A 13,931-nucleotide genomic window follows, 5' to 3' on the forward strand; every position below is an offset into this window, starting at 1 on the left:
AAAAGCCTCTCCAACACGGAGAGGCTTTTTTTGTGCTTTAAATTTACAGCAGAAACCTGTTTTAAAGCCGTTTTCCAGAAAACAGGCGTAAAACATAAAGGCGTCCAACTTCCATTGAAAGAGTTAATACCGGTTGGAACTAGAAAGACCTAAAGGAAAGCGAAAGAAATTTATTCTGGTAACTCCAGGATGAATTCTTTCCCGGGCGCTACGGTAAGGGAATAGTTTTTTATCCAGGGGTTGTAAAGCCTGAGGGTTTTATAATTGGTGCCTTGTTCCAGGGCGAAGGTGGCCAGGTTTGGAATGGTGTTACGCACGGTAAAGGTGCGGGTGTCCAAGCCTTTGTAACCATGCCCATCTGGTAAATCAAAGCCGTATTTCTTGGGGTTGCCCAGTACTTCCTTCAGAGCCAGAATCCGGAAGATATAGCGGGAAGTCTCGTCGTTGAGATACAAGTCATAGAAAGAGCTCACGCCTTGCTTGTCCAGGGCGCGGTCCAGGCCGTTGACCCCGCGGTTATATGAGGCGGCAGCTGTGGTCCAGGACCCAAACTTTTTGCGGGCATTTTTTAGGTACCGGCAGGCGGCCCTAGTGGATTTCTCTACGTGGAAGCGCTCGTCCACCTCGCTGTTCACCAGCAACCCGTACCCGCGGGCAGTATCTGGCATCAACTGCCAGAACCCAGAGGCCCCCGCCGAGGAGGTCACCTGGCTGAATAAGCTTTCGGCTAGGGCTAAATAGACAAAATCTGCGGGCACTTCATTTTCCTGAAGTAACTGCTCAATCTGGGGCAGGTACCGGTGCATGCGTTTGAGGCCCAGCAAGGTGCTGGTGTGCAGGTAGGCATTGGTGATGAGTTCGCGGTCCAGGCGTTCGGCAACGTCTGGCACCTCTAACGGAACAGGTTCCCCGGCAAAGGTCATGGACGCAGGAAGGTCAGGGGCACGGTAGATCCGGGCGCCTGTAAAGGAGGCGTCTCCTTCTTCGGCTGCCCCCTGTTGTACAGCCCGCTGTCCGCATAGGTGCAGCGTAAGGGCCAGCATGACGCCTAATCCTACCGTTTTCCAAACTTGCTGTGACACTTTTTCCCTGGTTTATTCCTGTACTTCTTATACTTGTTCCCTGCCTCTCAGAGTTTCCCATCAGCCTAAAAACCTACGAATTTTCTACTGAAAAAGGAAAAGCATTTCTTCGGGGTAACGAGTTTTAACAAGGATACCGTATAAACAGTGCCGTTAAAAGTGAGAGGGCAGCTTATTTACCCATCATGACGCCTGGTAATAAAAGGAATTAAAGAACTCGGAGGCAAGCACAAGGAGGTTGGGTTACTTTGCTGTTTTAAGCCCGTTTTTAGAAAAATAACCCCAAAATATAAATTCAGGTTATAGGCACAAAAAGGCCGGTTTTGTATCTCTTTAACCCTATGAGATACAAAGCCGGCCTTTGGGGTAAAAATGGGATTAGCTACACCGCCACCCGTTGTAGCACCGCCTTGCAAGGAACTTTGGAAGTAACCTTGATCATATGTTGGGTGTGCAGGGGCACTTCAAAGAAGTCGCCGGGTTTAAGTTTGTAAAGATGTTCGCCAGCTATCATGTCACAAGTGCCTTCCACAATCAGAAAACGTTCATACTCGTCGTGGTGCACTTCATAGTCAGACATGTCTTTGATCCAGACAATGGCCGTGGTGGTTTTAGGTGTATGACCTATTATTTTCACGAAAATATCTTCCTCCTCTTCCTCAGAGAGGGTTAGATCAGCCCGGTTCAGCCAGGGGGCATAGGTCTCTAATTTAGAGTTTTTGGCCAACATAGGCGGATCTACTGCAGGCTCTCCTTTTGCCAGGCGTTGCAGGTAGTCAATGGTGGCCAACACCAAGGGTTTTACGGTTTCACGGGGGGCAATGGCATGTTCCTGGGCATAGGCCTCTACGGCTCTGCTGATCTGGTCAATCTCAGCTTTCACCTCTGGGTGGGCCGCAGCCATCTGCTCTACTTCCTGGGTTTCCTGGGGACTGGTGATGCCCATTACGTACAGCTCCAGAATTCCCGATTCTATGAAATTATAGATTGTACTCATGCTGCTCTTTCTGCTCCTAAGTGTTTAAATGCCATTTTCAGTTTCGCCCTAAGGTCCTGCTCAGAAAGCTGCAGCTGTTGGGCTGCTTCTGCGCAACTCTTCCCTTTCAGATAGATTAAGTCAAGGATCGCTTTTTCCTGCGGTTCCAAGTGACAGAAAACCTCCCTCACCCGCTTCTCATCCTGCAGCGTGCGCTTCATGGCTTCTTCGGCGTTCGCGTATTTTACTTTTTCTGAGCCTTCCGCCAGGTGCTGGTATTTGCCGGTCTTTACTGCTTCAATGGAAATGCCCCGGGCAAGGGCCAGCGCCCAGGTCAGGAACCTGGAGGCGGAAGGGTCATACACCTCAATGCGGGTACAAATGGCAATAAAGGTTTCTTTTAGCACCTCCTCGGCTATCTCTGGGCTATGCACAATTCTGGTAACCACCCCAAGCAAAATTGCCGCATATTGGTCATACACTTGGGATAGCGCCGTTTGATTGCCCCGCTTCAATGCCTTGATGAGAAGTTCTTCCGTATCGCCTCCAAACTTGCTTTCAAACATAGTAAATCAATTATCAGATACCTGTTAACAGAAAATGAAACAGGCCTGCCATTATTCTATAAATATAAGGGATTTATAGTTATGGAGTGATCTGTCTATAAAAGACCTTTTCTGATACCCCCCTTCCTTCTAAAAGACTATTCCCTGGGTTTTCAAGGGACAAACCTGTTAATCTTTTGGTTTTCCGTAAACTACACCATTGTTACACTTTAAACCTGCTATTCATGTTGCCGCCAGAAGATGATTATGATTTCAAGGTACCAGATGAACTCCCTATCTACCACAAAGGCCGGGAGATTTTCTCTTTGACGGCGCAGATAGTTGCCTTGATTGAAGAAGATGAGGAATCTCATGCCCCTTTAAAGGAGTTGATGCTGGAAGACGCCGCGATGCTCACCGTAAAGGTGGCCGGGGCCGAGGCGGCAGATCTTTATGATATCAGGATGGAAAATGCCGCCATTATCCGGAAAGCGGCCCGCGACCTTCTCCGGCACAGCGCCAGCCTGGAAATGTTCGGGTTTAAGGAGGTGCAGTATTTTAAGCTGCTGCGCGAGGCAATAGAAGAGTTCAGGTTATTGTTTATTGAGTGGGTACAGAGCTTTGACCCCTGGAACTATGTGGTGGACCAATGGGGACTCTTCAATCCACCGGGCATAAACCCAAGCCCTGAGGAGCAAGAAGACTAAAGAGAACTTGCTGGGAAGCTTTTTCCTGTTTTGAGCCTGTTTTGGCGAAAACAGGCTCAAAACACTTTTTTACGTTTTAAAGCCAAAACCTTTATTTGGCGGCACAGTAGAAGAACCGGGCCAACAAAAAACGCCTGGTCATGGTTATAACGCAGGGCCTATTGGATCTTACACATACATGAAGGAAATACAAGATATTGTGGCAGCCTACGCCCGGCACCAGGAAGCGGGCCTCCAAACTGCTTTGGCTACGGTGGTCAAGGTGGAGGGTTCCGCTTACAGGCGTCCGGGCGCACGCATGCTGGTGGCAGAGGATGGACAACTGACCGGTGCCATTAGCGGGGGCTGTCTGGAAGGAGATGCCCTCCGGAAAGCCCGTCTGGCCATGGCCCAGGGAAAGCCGACTTTGGTGAAATATGACACCATGGATGATGATGACGCCAAACTAGGCGTGGGCCTGGGCTGTAACGGTATTATCCATATATTGATTGAACCCCTCCTCCCTTTCCTTCAAGTTAACCAAATCGCCCTGCTGCAGGACCTGGTGCAGAACCGGCAGACGGGGGTACTGGTAACCTTGTTTTCTTTGCAAGACCGCAAAGGTCCCCAGCCCGGCACCTGCCTGCTTCTCAAGCAAGATGGTGCCCTTAACAGGGCAGGGCTTGGGGCTCTTCTTGAAGATAACCTTCTCCAGGAAGCCCGTACGGCGCTACACACCGGAGTTTCCACTATCCTGGACAACCTTCCACCCGGAAACCTTACGGCGTTTGTGGAGGTGGTGAAGCCCGCTATTGCGGTAGTGATTTGCGGAGCAGGAAATGATGTGATGCCGCTAGTCCAGATGACGCATGTGTTAGGCTGGCCCACCACGGTGATTGACGGCAGGGCGGCGTATGCCACGCAGGCGCGTTTTCCTACGGCCCACCAAGTGCTGGTAGCCAAACCGGAAGCTGTTTTATCGCAACTCACCGTAGACCAACACACCGTTTTCCTGCTCTTCACGCACAATTACAACTATGACCTGGCCATGCTCAGGCAGCTATTGCCGCTGTCATTGCCCTATATTGGGGTATTGGGCCCTAAGAAGAAAATAGACCGGCTGCTCACCGAATTGCGGGATGAAGGACACTCCCTCACTCCTGAGTTTCTGAAAGGCCTTTTCGGCCCTACCGGGCTGGACATCGGCGCTGAAACTCCGGAAGAAATTGCTCTTTCAGTTGTAGCGGAGATCAAGAAAGTGCTGTCTCAAAGACGAGGGACCTCGCTGAGAGAGAAAGAAACGCCTATCCATTTTCCTGCTTTGGAAGAAGCAAAGAGATAAGCTTAAATTGGATCTTTTTTAAACGTTTACCTGCATTGGTTATAGCTACCAGATTATAATACAGCTTTTTATAACTTCTACTAAATTACCAATGGGAAAGTGGATGCTTACATTAATTAGTATCCATATGAAATACACCAGTTTATTAAAAGCCCTTCCATGACAGGCATTATTCTTTTAGCTGCAGGTGGCTCTTCCCGGTTGGGGAAACCAAAACAGACCTTAGTATACCAAGGGCAAACCCTTCTGCAGCGCGCCGTTGAAACTGCTATAGCGTCTGGGTTTTCGCCGGTAGTTGTGGTATTAGGCGCTCAAGCGGATAAGCTTAAAACTGATGTGGAAACGTTACCAGTGACAATAGCCCTTAATGCCGACTGGCAGGATGGAATGGGTGGTTCTATCATCACGGGTTTAAAAACTCTGCTGAAACTGGCCCCGCAAACTGAGAGCGTAATTGTTCTTTTGTGTGACCAGCCCTTCGTAGACGCAAGCCTCCTGCAGGATTTAGCCCTTCAGCAGGCAGAAACCGGAAAAGGGATAGTGGCCTGTGGCTATGGGCAGACGGTAGGAACTCCTGCCCTCTTCCACAAACAATTTTTTCCCCAGCTTTTTACCTTAAGTGGTCAACAGGGAGCCAAAAAGCTTTTTACCCAATTCAAAGAGGATTTGGAGGTCTTACCCTTCTCGAAGGGGGAAATTGACATTGATACGCCAGAGGAATACGATCAATTACTCAGCCGCCTTTAATTAATCCATTTCATTAATGTAAATAGGATATCATCGTATTTATTAGTTATTTAAAACAGATTTACTTCTGTTTATTTTAACTTCAAATTTAGGTAGGGAGATATGGTTTATAAACTAAAGAACAGATAAAATAGAAAGGTTAGGATCGAGCGATTACTGTTAGTTGAAACCCTATTTATTTGGTGAATGGCTATTTGTGAGGTAGCTTTAGATTTCAGGGGAATGGAAGTTTATAGTCTCTTGGAAGAATTACTTACTTAAGAAAAAATGAATATCCTGCTTTTTGGAATAACAAGGGAGATAGTGGGGAAACAGGCTTTACAGGTTGCGTCAACCCCTTCCCTGGAGACCGTTGCCGATTTAAAACAGTGGCTATTTGCGCAGTACCCGGCCCTGAGAGAGTTGAAATCCCTGGCCGTAGCCGTGGACAGCGAATACGCCGAGGATGCCCAGCCTTTATCTGCTGGGCAGGAAATTGCCCTTATCCCGCCGGTAAGCGGAGGCTAATTGCAGGAATTTATGTTGATCAAGTTAGTTGATGAGGTAGATGTATTGGAAGCTTACCGCTATTTGCAGGACCCAGCGGCGGGTGGTATAGACCTGTTTGTAGGCACCGTCCGGAACCATGCCCAAGGCAAAGAGGTGGTAAAGCTGGTGTTTGAAGGCTACGCGCCTATGGCCCTGAAAGAGATGCAGAAGATTGCCGAGGCGGCCCAAGAGCAGTGGCCCATCACCAAACTGGTCATGCTGCATGCCTTAGGCGAGAAAGCCGTAGGAGAACCAGTAGTGATTATGGGCGTGGCTTCCGCCCACCGCGATGCCGCTTTTACCGCCTGCCGTTTTCTCATTGACGAACTCAAGAAAACGGTGCCCATCTGGAAGAAAGAGTATTACCAAGACAACAGCGTGTGGGTAAATGCCCATCCTTAATCCCTGCCATGAGTACACCCCTTTTGATTGATAAATATGGCCGGCAATTAACCTACCTGCGCCTTTCGGTGACTGACCGGTGTAATTTCAGGTGTTATTACTGCATGCCTGAGGAAGGGATGGATTTTGCGTCCCGGAAGGAACTGCTGTCGCTGGACGAACTCTACCAATTGGCCAGTATTTTCTGCGGCCTGGGCGTCAACAAGATCCGGATAACCGGGGGAGAGCCTTTCGTGAGGGCCGGCATCATACCGTTCCTCCGGAAACTCAGTCAATTGCCTGGCCTGGAGGAAATCACCGTTACCAGCAATGGCACTTTGTCTGCTTCCCAAATCAAAGACCTGCATCAGATTGGTATTAGAAAGATCAACATCAGCCTTGATTCCCTGGACTCGGACCGCTTCCACCGCATTACCCGCCGCGACAGCTTTGCCTCTGTCTATGCCTGCATCTTTCAGTTGCTGGAATCCGGCTTCGAGGTGAAACTGAACTGCGTGGTAGCCGAGAACAAGAACATCCAGGACATAATCCCTTTTGTGGAACTGACCAAAAAGTATCCGCTGGCCGTACGGTTCCTGGAGGAGATGCCCTTTAACGGAGGCACTGATTTTAAAGTACCCCTCTGGTCGCATCAGGAAATTTATAGCCATATTCTGGGCCATTACCCAGTGTTGGAAAAGCTGGAAAATCCCTTCGCCTCTACCTCCGTCAATTACAAGGTGCCTGGCTATACCGGCACCTTCGGGATTATTCCTTCCTATAGCAGAACGTTTTGCGGAACCTGTAACCGCATTAGGCTGGGCGCCACCGGTGAATTAAGAACCTGTTTATACGGGCCTGCCGCCACTAATCTGCGGGACCTGATGCGCTTAGGCTGGACCACCCAAAAATTGCAGCAGGAAATCCTGGAGGCGGTGAGCCACCGGAAAAAAGATGGGTTTGCAGCCGAAGCCAGCTTAATCCAAATTGGGGCGCATGCCTCCATGTCGGTGCTGGGCGGCTGACCGCTGGTATTGTCAAATTCTGTTTTGGGCCTGTTTTCCGGAAAACGCCCATAAAACAGTTTTTTTAAAGGTCTTTTTTAAACGGAGAAAAAGGCAAGATTTCAGCCTTCCTGTTTTGAGGCTACTTCTTGAAAAAGGGGCTCAAAACAGTAATTTTAACCTTCAGATCATGAGCACTTTATCTCATATAGATGACCAGGGATTACCGGGTATGGTAGACGTATCGGGTAAAAGTACCACCACCAGAACCGCCCTCGCAGAGGCAACCGTGCGGTTCCCTCTAGATGTTTTCAAAATCCTTTCGGCGCAGGATTTCCTAACCAAAAAGGGCGCGGTAATCCAGACGGCAATTATTGCGGGCGTCATGGCGGCCAAGAAAACCTCTGACCTTATTCCCTTGTGCCACCCGCTGGCCCTTTCTTCCTGTAAAGTGAACATTATCCCTACCGGCGAGGCGGCCTTGCACATCACCTGCCAGGTACGCTGCGAAGGCAAGACCGGAGTAGAGATGGAAGCCTTGACCGGGGCCTCGGCGGCGGCGCTTTGCATCTATGATATGTGCAAAGCCCTCACCCATGACATTAAAATAACGGACATTCAATTGCTGGAGAAGACCGGCGGAAAATCTGATATCCATGCAGGCGACCGGTAATTTGTATGGGCTGGTCTTAAGCGGCGGCCAAAGTACCCGCATGGGGCAAGACAAAGGCTTGCTGCAGTACCACGGCAAAACCCAGCGTCAGCACGCCTACCAATTACTGCAGCAGGTATGTGACCGCGTTTTCCTTAGCCTTCGGCCAGGCCAGGAGCATAACCTGGAAGACCAGATGGAATTTCTCCTGGACAACCACCCTTTCCGGGGCCCGATCAACGGGATTTTAAGCGCTTTACAGCAACACCCCAGCGCCGCTTTCCTGGTGATGGCCTGCGACTTACCCTTGGTTACTGAAAGCACAGTTTTAAACCTGAAACAGGAACGGGATCCTTCGTTAACGGTCACGGCCTACGCGGTCGAAGGCTCTGAATTACCGGAGCCCTTGCTGGCTATCTGGGAGCCTTCCGCCTATGAACCCGCCCTCGCATTTGCCCTGGGTGGTACCTTTTGTCCCCGCAAATTCTTGTTGCAGGCCCATACCAAATTGATCAGGCCCAACAATGCGGAGGAAATATTCAACGCCAATAACCCCGAGGAATATGCCTACGCCTTAAACCAATTGCGCCATGGAAAACAGGTATAGCCGCCAGGTTCAGCTTCCAGGGTTTGGGCCAGAAGCGCAGCAGAAATTACAGGAAAGCCGGGTGCTGGTCATAGGCGCCGGTGGTCTGGGAGTACCTGTGCTGCAGTATTTGGCCGGTATGGGCGTTGGGGTCCTGGGCATGGTAGACGGGGACCATATTAGCCTGAGCAATCTGCACCGGCAGGTGTTGTTTACAGAGGCCGAGGTAGGCAAACTAAAGGTAGAAGTAGCCGCGCAAAAGCTGGCGCAGCTTAATTCATCCATCCAACTGGTCCCTTTCCCGTTTCCCCTCACTCCAGCCAACGCCCTGGAAATTATTAGCCAATATGATTTAGTCATTGACGCCACCGATTCCTTTGAGGCCCGTTACCTCATCAATGATGCCTGCGTAATTCTTAACAAGCCGTTTGTGTATGGCGCTTTGCATCAATTTGAGGGGCAGGTGAGCGTCTTTAACTTAAACGGCGGACCTACTTACCGGTGCCTATACCCTACCCCTCCATCGGCCCAGGAAATTCCGGACTGCAATGCGGGGGGTGTTTTGGGCGTGGTGCCGGGTTTGGTAGGCTGTCAGCAGGCCCTGGAGGCGGTGAAGGTGCTCACCGGAATTGGAAAACCCTTATCTGGGTACCTGTTGCTGCTTGATTTCCTGAACCAGAGCCAATACCGGGTTAAATTGAAAGCCAAGCCTGAAAACCAGAATATCACTGGCTTGCAAGCATCATACGCGTTGGCTTCCTGCACTACCGTTCCTGAGGTACAACCCCAGGAACTTTGGTCTTGGCTTGAAGCCGGGAAAGAAATGAATTTGCTGGATGTGCGGGAGATGGCCGAATTTACTTCTGGCCATTTGGCCCAGGCAAAGCCAATGCCACTTTCGCAGTTTGAGAACTCAATCATGCCAATATCTCAAGATGTTCCCGTTGTTTTGTATTGCCAGAAAGGTGGCCGCAGCCTGAAAGCGGCTAAGCTGCTGCTTTCCCACAGAGAAGGCCGGCAAGTGTACAGCCTGGCGGGCGGACTGGATGACTGGCTGGAAGTGAACGGGCAAAAAGGAATGGCAGAATGTTAAGCCCTGATGTTCAGTTGGTTTTGCTGGTCATCTGCTTCTTCCTGGTGGCTACGCTTTACTCATCGGTGGGGTTTGGCGGCGGTTCCAGCTATCTGGCTTTGCTGGCTTTGTTTCTGCCTAATTTCCTGGAGATAAAATCGGTGGCCTTGTTGTGTAACCTGGTGGTGGTGTCAAGCGGCACCTATCTGTTTTACAAAGAAGGTCTTTTTAACCCGAAGAAATTCCTCCCCTTGGTGGCGCTCAGTATTCCGGCCGCCTTTTATGGGGCAACTATCAAATTATCACCCGCCTTTTTCTTTATCAGCCTGGGCCTCATTCTTTGCCTTTCAGGAATTTTATTGATCCTCCAGTATTTCAGGCCGCCTGAAAGCCAAACTTTCTCGCATGACCATTCATCAAAGGCAGCAGACCTCACCTTAGGGGCCGTTACCGGGTTTGTCTCTGGGTTGGTGGGTATTGGCGGCGGCATCCTGTTATCGCCGGTCTTGCATTTAATCAAATGGGCAGAGGCCCGTACCATTGCCGCGCTGGCTTCTTTCTTTATCTTGGTTAACTCGGTGGCCGGGTTAGTGGGGCTGGTGGCCAGTGGAAGTTTTCAGGTAAACCCCGGGTTGCTGTTCCCCTTGCTGCTGGCAGTATTGCTAGGCGGCCAATTGGGTACCCGCTGGAACCTGCAACTCCTGCCCCCTAAAGCCATTAAAGGCCTTACCGGTTTTTTTGTATTAATAATCGGCCTGAAACTGGTCCTGGATTTTAGTTAAGCCCTAGCCAATATGCTTTCTGTAGAAGAAGCGCTCCACCAAATTTTGCAGCACCCTTTCCCGTTTCAAGAGGAAGCAGTCCCTCTTTTACAGGCGGTAGGCAGGGTATTAGCCCAAAAGGTGCAGGCGGACCGCGACTTCCCTCCTTTTGACCGGGTCACCATGGATGGGATTGCGATAAAGGCCTCTGAGATTAAGGCAGACACCAGAACTTTCAAGGTGGAAGGTATGGTGCCCGCCGGTTCCCCAGCCCAGATCTTACAGAACAGCCACCATTGCCTGGAGGTGATGACCGGGGCCGTGCTTCCTTTGGGAACTGACGCTGTGGTACCCTATGAACAATGCCTGTTGCAAGAGGGAATAGCTACCGTATTAGCGGAAAACGTTTCATCTGGCCAGAATATTCACCGGCAAGGAACGGACGGTAAGGCGGGCGAGGTGCTCCTACAGAAAGGCACCAAAATTGCCCCCGCCCATATAGGCATCTTGGCCTCCGTGGGGCTTGCTCAGGTTTGGGTGTATAGGTTGCCAACCGTGGCCATCTGCTCAACCGGGGATGAATTGGTAGAGGTCACGGAGAATCCGTTGCCGCACCAGGTACGGCGGTCCAATTCTTATATGCTTGCCGCCGCGCTGGGGCAGGAAAATATTCAGGCCAGCCTATTCCATTTACCCGATCAGCCGGAGGAAATGACCAAAGAACTGAAGCGGATAACTGAAGAACATGAGGTGCTGATTTGTTCCGGGGCAGTCTCCAAAGGAAAGTTTGATTTCCTGCCCCAGGTGCTGGCGGGATTGGGAATGCAAAAGGTGTTTCATGCCGTGGCCCAGAAACCGGGTAAGCCCCTTCTTTTCGGGACCATGCCGGATAATAAGGTGATTTTCGGGTTGCCCGGTAACCCGGTCTCCACGTTTGTCTGTTACCACCTCTTTTTCAGGCCCTGGCTGCAGGCCTCGCTTCAACAGTCAAAAGAATTGCCAACCGCTCAGCTCACTCAGGATATCACCTTTGCCCCTTCGCTCACGTACCATGTGCCCGTAGTACTTTCCTATGAGAACGGAAAGATGCTGGCTACTCCGGTCAAGACCTCGGGCTCAGGAGATCTGACCAGCTTACTAAAAGCCACTGCCCTGCTCACGTTGCCGCCTAAAAAATCTTTTTTTCCGGCCGGCGAGGCTTTTCCTATTACCCTTTTTTAGCCGGCCCTTTAAGAGAAATCTTCCGTAAGCAAAAATAACAACACCTATACCGCTACAACGCCATGGAAAAACCAACCTGGAACGAAGAACGCTACATAGAATTAAACACTTACTTCAGGGTAAGGATACAGCAGTTACTGGAAACAGACCCGCACCTGCAGAAACAGGTGGCAGACGGTGCCAGCCTGCAGTTGGCGGAGATTATAGAGTGCATGACCTTAAATGACCAGGTAGCCTGGCAGGAATTCCTGGAACTGGACCAGATTAAAATGCACCGTGACCTCCAGAACCACCTGGAAGGAAAAGGCGCTCCCCTTGATTCCAAGACCGGCTTTTACCGCACGCCCCAGAACGGGACCGATGAGGAACCTCCTTTGTGGTAGCAACAAGCAAGTAACTAAAGCTGTAGCTTAAGAAGGAGTTTGATGATTTCCTGTTTTAAGCCTGTTTTCACCAAAACAGGCCCAAAACAGGAAATCATCAAACTGCAAGTGGCTCTAAAGCGGAAGAAGGCCGTGGGTTTTGGGTTTACCGCAAAGAATCAAAACTATACTGGGCATTGCTCCAGAAGTCATCCAGGGCAATGATGCGAGGCTTGAAAAAAGAAATGAGCGTGGGCCAGTCTTCGCGGTTAAAGATATTGACGGGGCTTATTTCTTTGTAGATGCGGCTGACGGTTTCGCCAAACTCATTGGTACCGTGCAGCTCCCACTCCCAGGTTTCCCCTAAGGTCTCATGCAGGAAAAGCTTCAGTTCCAGAAATTGCTCATATAACAGTTCCTGGATCTCCGGGTCCGGGTGGGTCATCTCAATACCAATTGAGGCGGTTTTCTTTTCGGCCCGCATCCTGAAGTACACATGCTTGAGGCCCGTCTTGTAATTGGACCAATTGATCTTGCCCCCATCCGCCGAGGGATGCGGGGCAATGTACTGCCCAAAGGTAGTCCAGAAGGCTTGTCTAAGTTGAGAGGCTTGTTCCCGGGTATACATGAATGCTTCTTTTGGTTTGGCTCAGAGGTTGCTACTCTTTTTTAAGGGCGCAGTCAGACTAACAGGTGCTTTTCTTCTGCCCTGTAAAAGCAAAGGCCTGCGTTTAAAGCCGTATAGGATAAATTTTTAATTTTACTGCCTCGGGAAACCCTTATTGAAATATAGGGTTTATACGGTATTTTTCTAAAACGCCTCAAATACCTATTTATGAGTATTCCAGATAAGCGGAAAAGGTAGGTACTTTGTCAGCAGATGGAGTTGATAAAACTTCCATTACAGGGTTTTTATGTTTGTTTGAAAAGGGGGCATCGGGGGACGCCCCCTTTTTACATTTAAACGCCTGAAGTTTCTCCTTGGGCTACCAGGCCTGGTGAACGGCTGGTCTGAGGTACTGGTCATAGATGGCCTTCACCCCTTCCATCTGGGCTGCACTTAAGGCCGGCAGCTCGGCGGCCTGAATGTTGGACCGCACCTGTTCTGGTCTGGAGGCACCCGGAATAACCGTGCTGATCTCGGGGAACATAAGCACCCATCTCAAGGCCCAGGCCGCCAAAGACGGCTCCGCCGGAAACAGTTTCTTCAGTTCCTCTACCGCTGCCAGCCCCTGCTCATAGTCTACCCCGGAAAACGTCTCGCCTTTGTCAAATGCCTCGCCGTGCCGGTTAAACGCCCGGTGATCCTCGGGGTTAAAGGTGGTGTTGCTGGACATTTTACCGCTGAGCAAACCGCTGGCCAATGGCACCCGGGCAATCAGGCCAATGTTGTTTTCCTTGGCGGCGGCAAAAAGCTGCTCGGTTGGTTTCAACCGGAACATATTGAAAATAACCTGCACCGTGGTCACGTTGGGGTATTTCATGGCCATGAGGGCCTCGTCCACCAATTCCACGCTCACGCCCAGGTTTCTGATCTTGCCCTGCTCTTTCAGCTTTTCAAAGGCGCCAAAAATCTCGGGTCTGGAATAGACCTCGGTAGGCGGGCAATGGAGCTGCACCAGGTCCAAGGTCTCCAGTTTCATGTTCTGCAGGCTTTCCTCCACGTAGCTAATCAGGCGTTCTGGGGTGTAGCCTTCGGCGGTGTGGGGCTGAATCTGGCGTCCGCATTTGGTGGCCAGGAACACTTCCTCAGAGCGGCTTTTCACCACTTTAGCAACGGCTGCCTCGCTTTGCCCATCACTGTACACATCGGCGGTGTCAATGAAATTCACGCCCGCGTCAATAGCCGCATGAATGATCTCCTCGGCTTTCTTTTCATTGAAGGGCTCTCCCCAGCCGCCGCCTACCTGCCAGGTACCCAAAGATATTTCTGAAACGTTGAATCCGCTTTTGCCTAGTTTTCTATAGTTCATGAGAGTGGTTATT

At 50.4% G+C, this 13,931-nt stretch carries 17 protein-coding genes; 12 read left to right on the forward strand and 5 right to left on the reverse strand.

Annotated features, from left to right (window positions below; all coding sequences use genetic code 11):
• Positions 1-170: 170 nt before the first annotated feature.
• The 3 genes from TH63_RS08080 to TH63_RS08090 all read right to left on the reverse strand — a co-directional run bounded on the left by TH63_RS08080 (position 171) and on the right by TH63_RS08090 (position 2,624).
• Entirely contained in the window at positions 171-1,082 is a 912-nt protein-coding gene (locus TH63_RS08080) for a lytic transglycosylase domain-containing protein (RefSeq protein ID WP_048920505.1), read from the reverse strand.
• Positions 1,083-1,464: 382 nt separating this feature from the next.
• A complete protein-coding gene (locus TH63_RS08085) occupies positions 1,465-2,079 on the reverse strand; it encodes a cupin domain-containing protein (protein WP_048920506.1) in 615 nt (204 codons plus the stop codon).
• On the reverse strand, positions 2,076-2,624 hold the full coding sequence (locus TH63_RS08090; protein ID WP_048920507.1) for an RNA polymerase sigma factor: 549 nt from the start codon (positions 2,622-2,624) through the stop codon (positions 2,076-2,078). Before TH63_RS08090 ends, TH63_RS08085 begins: the two co-directional genes overlap by 4 nt.
• A 224-nt stretch (positions 2,625-2,848) precedes the next feature.
• Here TH63_RS08090 and TH63_RS08095 point away from each other — a divergent pair, with 224 nt between their 5' ends.
• From TH63_RS08095 to TH63_RS08150, 12 genes are all read left to right on the forward strand, one after another.
• Entirely contained in the window at positions 2,849-3,310 is a 462-nt protein-coding gene (locus tag TH63_RS08095) for a hypothetical protein (RefSeq protein ID WP_048920508.1), read from the forward strand.
• A gap of 178 nt (positions 3,311-3,488) precedes the next feature.
• Positions 3,489-4,631: an XdhC family protein gene (locus tag TH63_RS08100; protein ID WP_048920509.1), complete on the forward strand. Its 1,143-nt coding sequence runs from the start codon at positions 3,489-3,491 to the stop codon at positions 4,629-4,631.
• A gap of 159 nt (positions 4,632-4,790) precedes the next feature.
• Complete coding sequence (locus TH63_RS08105; RefSeq protein ID WP_048920510.1) at positions 4,791-5,378, forward strand: nucleotidyltransferase family protein; 588 nt, start codon at positions 4,791-4,793, stop codon at positions 5,376-5,378.
• A 267-nt stretch (positions 5,379-5,645) separates the two neighbouring features.
• Positions 5,646-5,885 carry a molybdopterin converting factor subunit 1 gene (gene moaD / locus TH63_RS08110; protein WP_048920511.1) on the forward strand — a complete coding sequence of 80 codons (240 nt, stop codon included), beginning with the start codon at positions 5,646-5,648 and terminating at the stop codon, positions 5,883-5,885.
• 12 nt (positions 5,886-5,897) lie between these two features.
• A complete protein-coding gene (locus TH63_RS08115) occupies positions 5,898-6,308 on the forward strand; it encodes a molybdenum cofactor biosynthesis protein MoaE (protein ID WP_048922675.1) in 411 nt (136 codons plus the stop codon).
• Positions 6,309-6,316: 8 nt separating this feature from the next.
• The gene (moaA, locus tag TH63_RS08120) at positions 6,317-7,312 is read left to right on the forward strand and encodes a GTP 3',8-cyclase MoaA (protein ID WP_048920512.1); all 996 of its coding nucleotides are present in this window, start codon (positions 6,317-6,319) and stop codon (positions 7,310-7,312) included.
• Between the two features lie 169 nt (positions 7,313-7,481).
• Complete coding sequence (moaC, locus tag TH63_RS08125) at positions 7,482-7,964, forward strand: cyclic pyranopterin monophosphate synthase MoaC (RefSeq protein ID WP_048920513.1); 483 nt, start codon at positions 7,482-7,484, stop codon at positions 7,962-7,964.
• A complete protein-coding gene (locus TH63_RS08130) occupies positions 7,948-8,550 on the forward strand; it encodes an NTP transferase domain-containing protein (protein ID WP_076606443.1) in 603 nt (200 codons plus the stop codon). Before moaC ends, TH63_RS08130 begins: the two co-directional genes overlap by 17 nt.
• The gene (locus TH63_RS08135) at positions 8,534-9,622 is read left to right on the forward strand and encodes a HesA/MoeB/ThiF family protein (RefSeq protein WP_048920515.1); all 1,089 of its coding nucleotides are present in this window, start codon (positions 8,534-8,536) and stop codon (positions 9,620-9,622) included. The genes TH63_RS08130 and TH63_RS08135 overlap by 17 nt, the downstream gene beginning before the upstream one ends.
• Positions 9,616-10,383, forward strand: coding sequence for a sulfite exporter TauE/SafE family protein (locus TH63_RS08140; protein WP_048920516.1), 768 nt, complete (start codon positions 9,616-9,618; stop codon positions 10,381-10,383). The genes TH63_RS08135 and TH63_RS08140 overlap by 7 nt, the downstream gene beginning before the upstream one ends.
• Before the next feature lie 12 nt (positions 10,384-10,395).
• Positions 10,396-11,583 (forward strand): molybdopterin molybdotransferase MoeA, encoded by a 1,188-nt coding sequence (locus tag TH63_RS08145; RefSeq protein WP_048920517.1) that lies wholly within the window; start codon positions 10,396-10,398, stop codon positions 11,581-11,583.
• 62 nt (positions 11,584-11,645) lie between these two features.
• A complete protein-coding gene (locus TH63_RS08150; RefSeq protein ID WP_048920518.1) occupies positions 11,646-11,966 on the forward strand; it encodes a hypothetical protein in 321 nt (106 codons plus the stop codon).
• 145 nt (positions 11,967-12,111) lie between these two features.
• Here TH63_RS08150 and TH63_RS08155 read toward each other — a convergent pair whose 3' ends face one another.
• Positions 12,112-12,573 carry a DUF4268 domain-containing protein gene (locus TH63_RS08155; RefSeq protein ID WP_048920519.1) on the reverse strand — a complete coding sequence of 154 codons (462 nt, stop codon included), beginning with the start codon at positions 12,571-12,573 and terminating at the stop codon, positions 12,112-12,114.
• Between the two features lie 358 nt (positions 12,574-12,931).
• Positions 12,932-13,918 (reverse strand): aldo/keto reductase, encoded by a 987-nt coding sequence (locus tag TH63_RS08160; RefSeq protein ID WP_048920520.1) that lies wholly within the window; start codon positions 13,916-13,918, stop codon positions 12,932-12,934.
• Positions 13,919-13,931: the final 13 nt, after the last annotated feature.

The organism is Rufibacter radiotolerans, assembly GCF_001078055.1.
Taxonomy (GTDB): domain Bacteria; phylum Bacteroidota; class Bacteroidia; order Cytophagales; family Hymenobacteraceae; genus Nibribacter; species Nibribacter radiotolerans.

Coding starts and splice junctions, on each gene's coding strand:
- TH63_RS08085 (WP_048920506.1), bottom strand. CDS start 2,079: ATGAGTACAATCTATAATTTCATAGAATCGGGAATTCTGGAGCTGTAC.
- TH63_RS08090 (WP_048920507.1), bottom strand. CDS start 2,624: ATGTTTGAAAGCAAGTTTGGAGGCGATACGGAAGAACTTCTCATCAAG.
- TH63_RS08095 (WP_048920508.1), top strand. CDS start 2,849: ATGTTGCCGCCAGAAGATGATTATGATTTCAAGGTACCAGATGAACTC.
- TH63_RS08100 (WP_048920509.1), top strand. CDS start 3,489: ATGAAGGAAATACAAGATATTGTGGCAGCCTACGCCCGGCACCAGGAA.
- TH63_RS08105 (WP_048920510.1), top strand. CDS start 4,791: ATGACAGGCATTATTCTTTTAGCTGCAGGTGGCTCTTCCCGGTTGGGG.
- moaD (WP_048920511.1), top strand. CDS start 5,646: ATGAATATCCTGCTTTTTGGAATAACAAGGGAGATAGTGGGGAAACAG.
- TH63_RS08115 (WP_048922675.1), top strand. CDS start 5,898: ATGTTGATCAAGTTAGTTGATGAGGTAGATGTATTGGAAGCTTACCGC.
- moaA (WP_048920512.1), top strand. CDS start 6,317: ATGAGTACACCCCTTTTGATTGATAAATATGGCCGGCAATTAACCTAC.
- moaC (WP_048920513.1), top strand. CDS start 7,482: ATGAGCACTTTATCTCATATAGATGACCAGGGATTACCGGGTATGGTA.
- TH63_RS08130 (WP_076606443.1), top strand. CDS start 7,948: ATGCAGGCGACCGGTAATTTGTATGGGCTGGTCTTAAGCGGCGGCCAA.
- TH63_RS08135 (WP_048920515.1), top strand. CDS start 8,534: ATGGAAAACAGGTATAGCCGCCAGGTTCAGCTTCCAGGGTTTGGGCCA.
- TH63_RS08140 (WP_048920516.1), top strand. CDS start 9,616: ATGTTAAGCCCTGATGTTCAGTTGGTTTTGCTGGTCATCTGCTTCTTC.
- TH63_RS08145 (WP_048920517.1), top strand. CDS start 10,396: ATGCTTTCTGTAGAAGAAGCGCTCCACCAAATTTTGCAGCACCCTTTC.
- TH63_RS08150 (WP_048920518.1), top strand. CDS start 11,646: ATGGAAAAACCAACCTGGAACGAAGAACGCTACATAGAATTAAACACT.
- TH63_RS08155 (WP_048920519.1), bottom strand. CDS start 12,573: ATGTATACCCGGGAACAAGCCTCTCAACTTAGACAAGCCTTCTGGACT.
- TH63_RS08160 (WP_048920520.1), bottom strand. CDS start 13,918: ATGAACTATAGAAAACTAGGCAAAAGCGGATTCAACGTTTCAGAAATA.